Source organism: Streptomyces arenae, assembly GCF_022343545.1.
GTDB lineage: Bacteria > Actinomycetota > Actinomycetes > Streptomycetales > Streptomycetaceae > Streptomyces > Streptomyces humi.
Genome location: NZ_JAKQYH010000068.1, coordinates 84,649 through 97,066, shown reverse-complemented (window position 1 = coordinate 97,066; position 12,418 = coordinate 84,649). Strand labels below are relative to the sequence as shown.

Sequence of the window (12,418 nt, the reverse complement as noted above, 5' to 3'; positions counted from 1 at the left end):
ATTCAGCCTGGCAAAACTTGATCCACTTTGTTCTGTTTTGTTCTGCTGTACCGCCTTGTTCGGCGCCTCGGCGGCGTTCACGGCAGCCAGCTCTCCGGGCGTCCCGCCGCCAGCGCGAGCCCCGAGGGTCCGGCCTCGTCCGTCCCGGAGCGGGTGTCGGGCAGCAGGCCCGTGACCACCCGCCGCGGGTCCTCGTGCGCGTCGAAACAGCCCTGGGTGCCGATGTGGGCCCAGGCCTGGCGGGCCCAGCGGGCCACGAGCGGTTCGCCGTCGTCGTCCATCCAGTCCGGCTCGTCCACCAGGGCCAGACAGTGGAGCCGCTGCTCGTGGCGGAGCCGGCTCAGCGTGGCCCCCCAGTCCAGCCGGTCCGGGCAGACCCGCACGGGGGCCCGCCTGCGCACCGCCTGCGGTGGGCGGCTGTGCGGATGCGGCGGGCGCGAGCCGACCACGATCAGGCCGCGCAGGCTGCCGGGGCGCCACCGGTCCTGCCAGGAGCGCAGTTCGTACGGGACGTGTTCGAGGCCGGTGGCGAAGTCGTGGTGCAGCGGGGAGGGCTCCCACTCGTCCAGGATCCGCAGCGCCGCGGTGACGGGGTGGAAGCCCGTCCGGTAGTGCAGGGGGCTGGTGTCGCCGGGGCCGGCCAGCGGCAGGTGGTCCCGGTAGCCGATGAGCGCGACCCGCAGCGACTCCGGGTGGCGGCTGCCGTCCCGTACCGCCTCGACGACGGCCTTCGCCCGGCGGACGCGGGTGGCCAGCTGGGCCGCGCCCTGCCGGCGGCGGACCGCGGTCTCCACGGCCAGGACGAGGTCGAGCGGGAGCGGTGGCGCGAGCCGGCGCGGCAGCCTGTCGACGAGCGTGCTCCAGGCGGTGGACTCGGGCCGGTGCCCGCCGTCGTACAGGAGCCGGACCCGGCCGGGCCCGTCGAGCCGGTAGCGCAGGGTCGCCGGTCCCGCCGCCGGGAGCAGCAGCCGGTCGGCCCGGACGGCCTGCCAGTCGGCGGGGGCGTCCTCGGGGGCTCCCGTGACGACGACGGCACAGGCGCGCGGCTGTTCCCCGCCGTCGGACGGGGCCCGCACCCGCACCTCGGCGAGCGGCCCGGCGGACCGCGCGCCCGGCACGGTGGCCGTGCTGCCCGCCGGGAACAGCGGCTGCCGCACCACCTGGACCGCTCCCGTGGACGGCTGCACGTGCGCGGCGGCGAACCACAGGGTCCGGCGCAGCGGGGTCGGGGCGAGCAGGTCGTCGGGGCCGCCGGCCGGCCATCCGGCCGGGAGACGCAGCCACAGCAGGGGGGTGCGGGGAGCGAGCCGTTCGACGGCGCGCTCCAGGCAGGTCCAGCCGGCCGCGCGTACGGCGACGACGACCGGGGTGTCCCCGCGGTCCGGGGGCTCCGGCAGCCGCCGCAGGGCCCGGTCCAGGGTCAGGCCCAGCGGCCGGCCGATCTCCTCGGCCGTGGGTTTCCCGGACGCCAGCTCGAAAAGGCGTCGTATTCGGCCGCCCGCTCGGTCTCCCGCTCCGGGGGAAGAGGCACCACCGGGCTGAGGGGCACCACCGGCCGGAGAGGCGTCACCGGGCTGAGAGGCGTCACCGGGCTGAGAGGCGCGCCACTCCGCTTCGAAAAGGACGTCACTGCTCGGAAAAGCGTCACCCGTGTCACCCGTGATCCGGCTGACCCTTATTTTCTCGCAGCCGAATTCCAGGAAAGTCGCCGCCGCCATTTCCCCGCCGGCGAGTGCGGTGGCGAGCCACCCCCGTCCCGCCGGCGGAAGGTGCCGCCGCTCCTCCTCGCGGACCTTCCGCAGCGCCGCCCGCCAGTGCTCGGGCGGATGCCGGCCGACCTCGGCCAACTGCTCCCTGACCAACTGTTCGACCCGTTCAAACGCCTGCTCGCACCCCGGTTCGGTCGCGGCCGCCCCCGGCGCGCCCAGCGCCCCCACCACCCGGGCGGCGGCGGTCAGGGTGTCGTCACGGCCGGACCCCTCATTTCCCTGCTGCGTTCTCACGTGCCCCCCAGGGCAGAACGGACCGCGGTGCGCGGAACGCCCTGCCCACACATAAATCGAACGAACGACGCCCCGCCGGATTCAGGGGGCGCACAAATGCACGAATACGCTATGATGCGATTTGTGTGACGGTCGTGAAGATACACGAAATTCAGCCACCGCTGGAGATTTCGGCGATTTTCCCGAAGGCGTATGGAAGCGGAAATCGACCGAATCTGCGAACGGCCCCAGCCCCAAAGTAGCCGTCGGCCCCGCCCGGGACCGCAGGGCGCGGTGGCGAAACATTGGCGAACCGCCGGCCATCCGCTCTCCGTCTGCTGGGCGGCCTCTGGAGGGGGGACGCTGACGGTGCCGCTGCCGTGCCCGGTGAGCGCGCGGTGAGCGGGCGGTGAGCCGGCGCCGCCAGTGTGGGGCCATCGCCGGCCCGCAGTGGGCCGGTCTCCGAGCGAGGAGCGGACGATGGCTGAACTGGCAGGCAGGACGGCACTGGTGACCGGCGGTTCGCGGGGCATCGGCCGGGCGGTGGCGCTGCGGCTGGCCGCGGCGGGAGCACTGGTCGCGGTCCACTACGGCGGCAACGACGACGCGGCCAAGGAGACCGTGACGCGGATCGAGGAGGCCGGCGGCCGGGCCTTCACCGTCCGGGCCCGGTTCGGGGAGGAGGGCGCGGTGGACAGGCTGTTCCAGGGTCTGACCGACGGACTCGCGGGGCGCGGGCTGGACATCCTGGTCAACAACGCGGGCATCTCGTCGACGAGTTCGATCTCCCAGGTGAGCGCGGACGAGTGGGACAGGCTGCTGGCGGTCAACGTCACCGCGCCGTTCTTCGTGATCCAGCGGGCGCTGCCGCTGCTGAACGACGGCGGACGCGTCATCACCGTGGGTTCCACCGCCAGCCGGTTCGCCGTCTCCACGCAGATCGGCTACACCGTCACCAAGGCCGCGGTCGAGTCGCTGGCGCCGTCGCTCGCCAACGAACTCGGCCGGCGCGGCATCACGGTGAACACGGTCGCACCGGGCGCGGTGCGCACCGATCTGACCGCCGGCTACACCTCGATCCCCGAAGTGGTCGCCGGGCTGGAGGCGATCACCGCACTGGGCCGCCTCGGGGAGCCCGAGGATGTCGCCGACGTCATCGGCTTCCTGGCGGGCCCCGGCGGACGCTGGATCACCGGCCGCACCATCGACGTCTCCGGCGGCACCTACCTCGGCCCAATCGCCTGACCGCCCGGAGACCCGCCGACCGGCCACCGGACGCCCGCGGTGCCCGACCACCGGGCACCCGCGGTGCCCGAACGCCGGACGCCCACGGTGCCCGACCGCCGGGCGCCCACGGTGCCCGACCGCCGGACGCCCACGGTGCCCGACCGCCGGACGCCCACGGTGCCCGACCGCCGGGTGCCTGCGGTGGCCGAACGCCCACAATGCCCGCCCGCCGAACGCCCGCGCCGAACGCCCGCGGTGAGCGCCCCCGGTGGGCGCCCGTGGTGGCCGGGCGTCCGGTGTCGTCGCTCGACCGTGCGGGGCCGTCTTCTCACTACCCCGCACCCCCGGCGTCCGCCCGTCAGGTGCCCGTGTTCTCCGGCCGTCCGGTGCGCCGTTCCGGTCCTGCCCCGGCCTGGTCAGCCGTTCCTTGCGGGCCTCGTCCGCCGGCCGGCCGCCCGTCCTGTGCGGGCAGGCGGGCGCGTGGATAATCACCCGCATGCGCTTCGGAATCCTCGGCGGGACGCAGGCGTGGGACGACGACGGTGCGCAGGTCCCCCTGGGCGGGCCGGCCCGCCGCGCACTGCTGGCGCTGCTGCTCGTCACCCCCGGCGAGGTCGTCCCGACGGACCGGCTGGCGGACGACATCCCGTCCGGCGGACCGGAAGGCGCCGCGCTGTCGGCCCACGCGATCCAGTCGCAGGTGTCCCGGCTGCGCTCGGCCCTTGGTGACACCGCGGCGATCGAACGGACCGGGACCGGCTACCGGATCGCCGTCAGCGCCGAGGACACGGACGCCGGACGGTTCGAACGGCTGGCGCGGGACGGCCGTTCGGCACTCGCCGACGGTGACGCCCGAGCGGCCCTGCCGCTGCTGCGTCAGGCACTTCGGCTGTGGCGGGGCCCGGCGCTCGCCGACCTCGCCGACAGCGCGTCGGCCCGCGCGGCCGCCGTACGGCTGGACGAACTGCGGCTGACCGTGCTCGAGGACCGGCTCGAGGCCGAGCTGAGCCTCGGCGAACACCGGTCCGCCGTCGCCGAGTTACGCGAGCTCGTCGATCGTCATCCACTGCGCGAACGGCTCGCCGGGTTGCTGATACGGGCGTTGCACGCGAACGGCGCCCAGGCCGAGGCACTGGTCGTCTTCGAGAAGGTCAGGCGCCATCTCGCCGACGAGCTCGGCGCCGACCCGTCCGCCGAACTGACCTCCCTCCACGCCGAGTTGCTGCGCGCCGACCCGGCCCCCGCCCTCGCCGCCCCGCCGGCCGCGCTCACCGCGTTCGTCGGCCGCGCCGACGAGGTGACCGAGGTCCGGCAACTCCTCGCGACAGCACGGCTGGTGACCCTGACCGGCCCGGGAGGCGTCGGCAAGACGCGGTTGTCCGCGGAGGTGGCGAGGACGGCCGACGCGGAGGTCTGCTTCGTGGCACTGGCCGCCGTCCGGGACGCCGCCGTGCTGCCCGGGGCCCTCCTGGTCGCCCTGGGCCTGCGGGAGAGCGGGCTGCACCTGGCGGCCGGTGCCCAGGGACCGCTGGACCGCCTGGTCACCGCGCTGTCCGGCCGGGAGCTGCTGCTCGTGCTGGACAACTGCGAGCACCTGGTGGAGGAGACGGCCGTACTGGCGGCACACCTGCTGGCCGCCTGCCCGCGCCTGCGGGTGCTGGCGACGAGCCGCGAACCGCTCGCCGTCATCGGCGAACACCTCCACCCCGTACGACCGCTCGACGACGCCGCTGCCGCGGAACTCCTCACCGACCGGGCCAGAGCCGCGCGCCGGGCGTTCACCGCCGACCCCGGGACCGTACGGAGTGTCTGCGCCGCCCTGGACAACCTGCCGCTGGCCATCGAGCTGGCCGCGGCCAGGCTGCGCACCCTGACGCCGGCGGAGCTCTCGGCCCGGCTGCACGACCGGCTCGGTGTGACCGAGCGGGGCAGTCGCACGCCCGAGTCCAGGCACCGGACGCTGCGCTCGGTGGTCGGCTGGAGCTGGGACCTGCTGCCGGAGCGGGAGCAACGGGCCGCCCGGCGCTTCTCGGTGTTCGTCGGCGGGGCGAGTACGGCGTCCGCGCTGCGGGTCTGCGACACGGACGAGGAGACCCTGCACTCGCTCGCCGAGAAGTCGCTGCTGGAGTGGTCGGGCGGCCGCTTCCGCATGCTGGAGACGATCCGTGCCTACGGCGCCGAGCAGCTGGAAGCCGCGGGTGAGACGGAGCCGGTGCGGTGCGTCCATGCCGAGACGCTGCTGGAGCTGCTGCGCACCGCCGGCCCCGGGCTGCGCCGCGCCGAGCAGCTGGACCTGCTGCCGGCGCTCACGGCGGAACAGCCCGATCTGACGGCGGCCGTGCGCTGGGCGGCCGGGGCGCAGGAGACCGGAACGGCCCTGGCACTGATCGCCGCTGCCTCGGCGTACCTGTGGATCCGCGGCGCGGCCGGCACCCTGGCGTCACCGGCCCGCACCGTCCTCGACGCCCTGGGCGACCCGCCTCCGGCCGGGCTGGGCGAGGAGTACGCGGTCTGCGTGCTGGTCGCCGCGTCCGGAACGGCCGGCCGGGACGTGTGGCGCCGGCACCGGGCGGCGGCGGGCGAGGCACTGACCGCGGCGTGGTCGGACGGCCGGACGGGACGGCACCCTGCCGCCCTGCTGCTGTGGATGACGCACAACGCGACGCGCGAGGGGGACGCGCAGGGGGCCTTCGCCCTCGTCTCCGCGCAGCGTGACAGCGCGGAACCGTGGGTCAGGGCCGCCGCCCAGTACGTGACCGGCTTCGGCGCCCTCGGCGACGGCGACCTGGCCGAAGCCGAACGGGCCTTCGGCACGGCGGCCGGTGGGTTCCGCGCGCTGGGCGATCGTTGGGGTGCCGCGCTGGTACTGGACGCGCTCGCGGGCGTCGCGCGCACCCGGGGGGAGCCGCGCACGGCGGTCGCGCTCACCGACGAGGCGCTCACCCTCGCCGAAGAGCTGGACGCCCTGGAGGACTGTGCCGACCTCCTGGTCAACCGGGGGGACCTGCGGATCGACGCCGATCCGGCGGCGGCACAGGCCGACTACGCGCGGGCGGCCGGGTTCGCCCGCCGTGCCGGCGGCACCGGCGCCCTGTCGGCGGCCCTGCGCGGACTGGGTGACATCGCCCTGTCGGAGGGGGACCGGACCACCGCGGAGGACCTGTACGCCCAGGCGCTGGAACACCTCGACCCGCACGGGGTGAAAGGGGCCGCCAACCGCGTCCGTACGCTGGCCGGCCTGGGCCGGACCGCCGAGGCACGCGGCGACCACACCGAGGCCCGGACCCGGTACCGGCAGGCCGGGCAGGCCGCCGTGTCCACGGTCACCGCGGCGGCCACGCTCCCCGAAGCCCTGCGCCTGCTGGGCCTCCCCGCCCCACTCACCAAGAAACTGACCCACCACTGGACCCCCGACACGCTCTCGTGACCCCTGACCCGCGGCCCGTCACCCGTGACCCGTGAGCCACGGACCGGCTCGGCCGGCCCGGCGCCACGCGGGCTCCGTGGACGGCGAGCCGAGCTGTCCGAACCACGAGACGTGATGACGGGACGGTGAGCGGGCAGCCGAACCATGAGCCGTGATTACCGAACGACCGGCCGAGGCGACGCGGCACGAGCCGTGATGGCCGGACGGCGAGCCGAATGGCCGCACCATCGGCGGTGACGACCGGACGGTGAGCCGTGTTGATCGGGCGGTGAGCCGTGATGGCCGGGGTGGTCTGTCAGCTGGGGAACATGCCGGCGGTCGCGTTGATCCAGGTGCCGGTGATGGCGGCTCCGGCGTCGGAGGCGAGGAACGTCGCCAGCGCGGCGATGTCGGCGATCCGCGGCGAGCGCTTCGTCATCCGCAGCCCGTCCAGGTGGGAGCGGATGCCCTGGACCGCGGCCTCGTCCATGCCCGGCGCACCGGCGGCGGCGAGCTTCTCGGGGGTGAGGCTGTCGGTGACACCGGCGGTCCAGATCCCGCAGACGCGTACGCCCGCCGGGCCGACCTCCTGGGCGAACTGGCGGATCAGCGCGTCGATCGCGCCGTCGGCCGCGGCGGTGCCGCCCATCATCGGGCTGCCGTTGCCGGAGGCGCTGTCCAGGGAGAGGATCACGCCCGAGCCCTGTGCGGTCATCCGGCGTGCCGCGGCACGGGCGGTGATGAACTGGCAGGCGATGCCCTGGACGACCGGCCGCGTGTAGTCCTCGACCGACATCTCGGTCAGCGGGACGCCCTGGAAGTCCCCGCGCGGGACGAGGTTGAGCGAGATGTCGATCCGTCCCGCCCGCTCGACGACCGCCGTCGCGTGGGCCTCGACGGCGTCTTCGGCACGGGCGTCGAGGACGTCGTACTCGGCGCCGGTCTCGGCGGCGACCTTCCGCAGCGTGGCCTCCGTACGGCCGACGAGGAACACCCGCGCCCCCGCCTGCGTGTACGCCCTCGCGACTCCCGCACCGAGGGAACCCGCTCCGCCGTAGACGATCGCGACCTTGTCCTTCAGCATGGTTCTTCGACTCCTCCGACCGGGGCGCCGTGTGCGCCCGTCACCCATAGGACGCGCCGGCCGGGAAAACTCATCGGCGCCCGCCGGACCCGCCGCGAGCCCGCCCTCACCGCCTTGGTCCCACGGCGCATCAGAGCGTCATCGGCAGCCCGAACGCCGCGAACAGATGGGGTTCGAAGGTGGTGATCTGGGCGATCCGGCCCTCCTCCACCCGCAGTACGTCGATGAGTTGGGCCCTGAAGACGCTGGTCCCCGGACGTTGCAGGTAACCGGCGACCGCCGGCTGGCCGTTGGCGCGCACGGGCAGGTGCCGCCAGTGCCCGGCGAACATCGGTGACGCCGGGTCGAGGTTCGGCCGTACGAACGCGAAGAGCGCGTCGCGGGAGGTGAACCAGAACGGGTTCGGCGGCATGGTGAGCACCGCGTCCTCCCGTACGAGCTCGGTCATGGCGTCGATGTCGGCGCGGGCGGCCGCGTCCATGTAACGCTGGAGCAGAGCCAGGTCCTCGGCGCTGGGCGGATCGGCCGACCAGTCCTCACGCCGGCCCGGCAGCGCCTGCCGGAGTGCCGACCTTCCGCGCTGCACTGCGCTGTTCGCCGAGGCCAGGCTGGAGTCCAGCAGGTCGGCGGTCTCCTGCGCCGACCATCCGGCGACATCGCGGAGGATCACCGCGGCCCGCTGGCGCGGCGGGAGATGCTGGATGGCGGTCAGGAAGACCAGTTCCAGCGTCTCGCCCGCCACGGCCCGTTCGTCGGGGGCGGGCTGGGACGCGGGCGTCTCGGGCAACTGGTCGTCGGGAAACGGCTGCAACCACGGCAGACGCGGAGGCGGCGGCCCGGCTCCGGAGTCCATGCCCGGCACCGGTTCATAGGGCGCGGGCCGCCGGTTGTGCTTCCGCAGGAAGTCGAGGCAGAGATTGGTGGCGATCTTGTACAGCCAGGCGCGCGTGTTGTCGACGCCCTCCAGCGTCTCCCGGGCCCGCCAGGCTCGCAGGAAGGCTTCCTGGGTGAGGTCCTCTGCCTCGTCGTACGAGCCGAGCAGCCGGTAGCAGTGCACCCGCAGCTCCCGCCGGTGCCCTTCGACGAGACCGGTGAAGGCGTCCTCCCGCGAATTCGTCACACCGGAAGGCGTGACGAATTCCGTACCCTCGACGACAGCGGCCGCCGCCCCGGAGTCCTGACGAACGTCACGGGCGTCACGCGATTCACGGCCTTCACGTGCTTCGCGGGCTTCGCGTCCTTCGCGGGCTTCGCGCGCGAGGCGCCGCAACTGCGCGAACCGGGTCGACAGCGCCTCGACATCGGCGTGGAACACGAGCCCGGGTTCCAGCCGCAGCCGCGCCAGGCGCTCCCCGATGTCGGAGACCAGCTCCCGCGCGGGCACGCCGGCAGGCCGCCGCCGCTCCCGGTAGGCCCGCTGACGGCACGCCTGCGAGCAGTACGACGCCACCCGCCCCGGCCCACCACCACCCTCGATCGGTCCCCCACAGACCTGACACGTCACCGTCATGCCCCCACGCTAGAGCCGCCGCCCGTCACGCGGGACCCACTCACCACCACGACCACACGACCACACGACCACCGCCCCGCGGACCTTGCCTCAACCGCGCCTGTCCGCAAGGGAATTAACCTCATGGACGCCTGCCGTTCCGCGGGCTAGCGTGATCGCGAAGCACCACATCGGCTGAACGATCAGTAGAGGGTGACGCAGTTGCGCGAGAAGACCGAGGACAGCGGGGCATCCGCCGTCAGTCGTCGCACACTCCTCCGGACCGGTACGGGCATGGCGGCCGCCGCCGTGAGCGGCGGCCTTTCCGTGTTCGCGGCTCAGCCGGCGTCCGCTGACGTGGGCGCGTCGCAGCGCTTCGATCTCGGCGGGAACGGCGGGAAGTTCTTCGTGAACATCCCGCTCCACCAGCCCTACTGGGCGATGCAGTCCTTTGCCTTCGACCACGTCTACGGCCACATCTACTACGTGCAGACGAAGGTCGGCAGCGAGAACGGCGATCTCTGGGTGACCAGGACCGACATGACCGGTCAGATCCTGGGCGCCATGGCCATCCACGGCTTCGACCACGGCTCGAACATAGCCATCGAGCCGGACACCTACGGATCCCCGTACATGTGGGTCCCGGGCGACTGGCGAGATCTGCATCCCGAGGACCCCGACAGCAAGCCCAACAGCCACACCATCGCCCGTTTCAAGTACGTCGACGGCGGCGACCTCAGCTACTCGAACTCGGCGGTCCGGAAGTTCCCGATCCTCCTGTCCGACTTCCACGACTGCCCGAGACCGGCCATCGATCCCTACAACAACCGGATCCTCCTGCGGTACATGGGAACCACCAGCCCGTGGCGCCTCGCGCTCTTCGACCTCCCCGGCGTCCTCAGCAAGGGCTTCGTCGACGACAAACCGCCCCGCCTCGCCGCCCGCGCACTCCCGAGCAACAGCGAGATCGGCCTCACCGACAAGGACGACTTCCAGGGTGTGACCGCCTACGGTCAGTACGCCTACCTCCTCTACGGCGGCCATCCGGAGAAGACCACGGATCCGGCCGTGCCGTCCTACCTGGTCACGCTCGACATGAACGACGTCGGAAGCTCGGTCAAGGAGGTCTTCCCGACCCACGCCGGTGACACCCTCCTCCCCGGCCGGGAACCGCAGGGAATCGCGGTCTACCGCTCTCCGACCGGGCCCCAGCTGGCATTCGGCTTCTCCAGCAAGTACGACAGCGACCTCCCCGCCCAGTTCCGGTCGACCATCTTCTACAAGACCGACCTCAAGACCTGACCCCTTCGCCTCTCCCTGCGGAAGGGTGCCGGTCCAGGCCGAGTGGCCGGGGTGCCCGTCCTCGCCGGTGCCGTGAGGGTCACGTGTGTGCCCTGGGGTACTCGGACCGCAGGGATGGCCCAGGCGGTTTCTCCGGTGACGGGAGGCAGGGATGATGGGCCTGGATGGCCCCCAGGGGCCGGTTGCCCGAGTTCTGGAGGCCCTCGGGACGGGTGCTTACCTGACGGACGAGCAAGGCTTGATCGTCGCGGTCAACACGCGCGGCGAACAACTCCTGGCCCGCCCCGCCGCTGATCTGGTCGGCCGGGACGCCCATGACCTGCTGCACCGCACCAGCCACGGGGACCCCGTGCCGAGGGCCCAGTGCCGGCTGCGGGAGAGCCTGCTCGACGGGCGGACCCAGCAGGGTGAGGACGAGTGGTTCGAGCGTGGAGACGGCACCCTGCTGCCGGTGGGATGGCTGGGCACCCCCTACGACCTGGGCAGTCGCCGGCCGGCCACGCTCCTCCTCTTCCACTCCACAGGACGCCCCGGGCCCTCCGCGCGGCGTCCGCCGGTCGGCGGACGGCTCTCCGAACTGGAACGGCTCGCTCTCCTCGCCGAGACGACCACCCTGCTCACCTCCACCCTGGACATCCACGAGGCGCTGCGCCGCCTGATCCGCCTCGTGGTGCCGCGCATCGCCGACTGGACCGTCATCGACCTGATCGGCGAGCGGGACGAGGTGTGGCGCTTCGCGGTCGCCCACGCCGAGGACGGCACCGTGGCCTTCCGGGAGGACCTCCAGGGGCCCATGCCGCCGATACCGCAGGAGTCCCCGATGCCCCTGTCCCGCGCGCTGCGCGGCGTCGCGTCCTCCTTCGCCGGTCCCGAGACCTATCAGGGCCCGCCCGACTCCGGCATCGCGGTGGAGCAGCGGCGCCTGTTCGAGGCGACCGGCATGCACTCGGCCATCGTGGTCCCCCTCCGCAGCCTGCACAGCGTGATGGGCGCCCTCACCCTGGGCCGGGCCGACCAGCCCGAGCGGTTCACCGCGGCCGAGACCGCCCTGCTGGAGGACATCGCCCGACGCGCCAGCCTCGCGCTGGAGAACGCCCGCCTCTACCAGCGCCAGCGCCAGGTCGCCGAGACCATGCAGCGCCATCTGCTGCCGAAGCTCCCGCGTACACCCGGCCGCAGCATGACCGCCCGCTACCTGCCCGCGCCGGACGCCTCCCACGTCGGCGGCGACTGGTACGACGCGTTCACCCTCACGGACGGCGCCACCGCCCTGGCCGTGGGGGACGTCGTCGGCCACGACCTGGAGGCCGCGGCCGGCATGGCCCAGCTGCGCAACATGCTCCGGGCCTACGCCGTGTCCCAGCAGCGGCCGCCGAGCAAGATCGTGGAATGGCTCGACCAGGCGACGCTGCACATCGCCGAGGTCTCCATGGCCACGCTGGTCTTCGCCCGCATGAGTGAGAACGCCGACGGCCGCTGCGAGCTGTCCTGGACCAACGCGGGCCATCCGCCTCCCCTGTTGGTCACCCAAGAGGGTGTGGCCCGCTTTCTGACCGACGGCCACGGGATCCTCCTGGGCGTCACACCGGAACAGGTCCGTCCCGACGCGACGGCGGAAGTGCCGCCCGGGGCGACCCTGCTCCTCTACACCGACGGCCTGATCGAGTCTCCGGGCCACACCCTGGACGAGGGCCTGGAACGCCTGCGCCGGCACGCCGCGGCCTTGTCCCGTCGCTCCCTGGAGTCCTTCACCGACGAGTTGCTGGCGCGGGCCCGCCCGCCGAACAACGACGACGACGTGGCCCTGCTGGCCGTGCGGTACGTACCGGGTTGGTCACCTGACACAGCCATCTCCCTGGCTCCCCCGGGATCGAAAGTCTGAGGGGACAGCGCTCGCCGGGGCATACCCGCGGGCCGTCGGGACGTCA

At 73.3% G+C, this 12,418-nt stretch carries 7 protein-coding genes; 4 read left to right on the top strand and 3 right to left on the bottom strand.

The annotated features are described in order from the left end of the window. Positions 1-77 precede the first annotated feature (77 nt). Entirely contained in the window at positions 78-2,003 is a 1,926-nt protein-coding gene (locus MB828_RS31415) for a hypothetical protein (protein WP_301651130.1), read from the bottom strand. 459 nt (positions 2,004-2,462) lie between these two features. Between MB828_RS31415 and MB828_RS31410 the strand changes: the two genes are divergently transcribed. After that, the gene (locus tag MB828_RS31410) at positions 2,463-3,227 is read left to right on the top strand and encodes an SDR family oxidoreductase (protein WP_301651129.1); all 765 of its coding nucleotides are present in this window, start codon (positions 2,463-2,465) and stop codon (positions 3,225-3,227) included. Between the two features lie 478 nt (positions 3,228-3,705). Further along, on the top strand, positions 3,706-6,636 hold the full coding sequence (locus tag MB828_RS31405) for an ATP-binding protein (RefSeq protein ID WP_301651128.1): 2,931 nt from the start codon (positions 3,706-3,708) through the stop codon (positions 6,634-6,636). A 295-nt stretch (positions 6,637-6,931) separates the two neighbouring features. Here the strand turns inward: MB828_RS31405 and MB828_RS31400 are convergent, their stop codons facing one another. Further along, a complete protein-coding gene (locus MB828_RS31400) occupies positions 6,932-7,699 on the bottom strand; it encodes an SDR family NAD(P)-dependent oxidoreductase (protein ID WP_301651127.1) in 768 nt (255 codons plus the stop codon). Positions 7,700-7,829: 130 nt separating this feature from the next. Continuing rightward, a complete protein-coding gene (locus tag MB828_RS31395) occupies positions 7,830-9,209 on the bottom strand; it encodes an RNA polymerase subunit sigma-70 (RefSeq protein WP_301651126.1) in 1,380 nt (459 codons plus the stop codon). Positions 9,210-9,410: 201 nt separating this feature from the next. Here MB828_RS31395 and MB828_RS31390 point away from each other — a divergent pair, with 201 nt between their 5' ends. Then, a complete protein-coding gene (locus tag MB828_RS31390) occupies positions 9,411-10,490 on the top strand; it encodes a hypothetical protein (RefSeq protein ID WP_301651125.1) in 1,080 nt (359 codons plus the stop codon). 151 nt (positions 10,491-10,641) lie between these two features. Then, positions 10,642-12,372 carry a SpoIIE family protein phosphatase gene (locus MB828_RS31385; protein ID WP_301651124.1) on the top strand — a complete coding sequence of 577 codons (1,731 nt, stop codon included), beginning with the start codon at positions 10,642-10,644 and terminating at the stop codon, positions 12,370-12,372. The last annotated feature ends 46 nt before the right edge of the window (positions 12,373-12,418 follow it).

Excerpts from the sequence above, each read along its gene's own strand:
- MB828_RS31410 (WP_301651129.1), top strand. The coding sequence starts at position 2,463 with ATGGCTGAACTGGCAGGCAGGACGGCACTGGTGACCGGCGGTTCGCGG.
- MB828_RS31400 (WP_301651127.1), bottom strand. The coding sequence starts at position 7,699 with ATGCTGAAGGACAAGGTCGCGATCGTCTACGGCGGAGCGGGTTCCCTC.
- MB828_RS31385 (WP_301651124.1), top strand. The coding sequence starts at position 10,642 with ATGATGGGCCTGGATGGCCCCCAGGGGCCGGTTGCCCGAGTTCTGGAG.
- MB828_RS31395 (WP_301651126.1), bottom strand. The coding sequence starts at position 9,209 with ATGACGGTGACGTGTCAGGTCTGTGGGGGACCGATCGAGGGTGGTGGT.
- MB828_RS31405 (WP_301651128.1), top strand. The coding sequence starts at position 3,706 with ATGCGCTTCGGAATCCTCGGCGGGACGCAGGCGTGGGACGACGACGGT.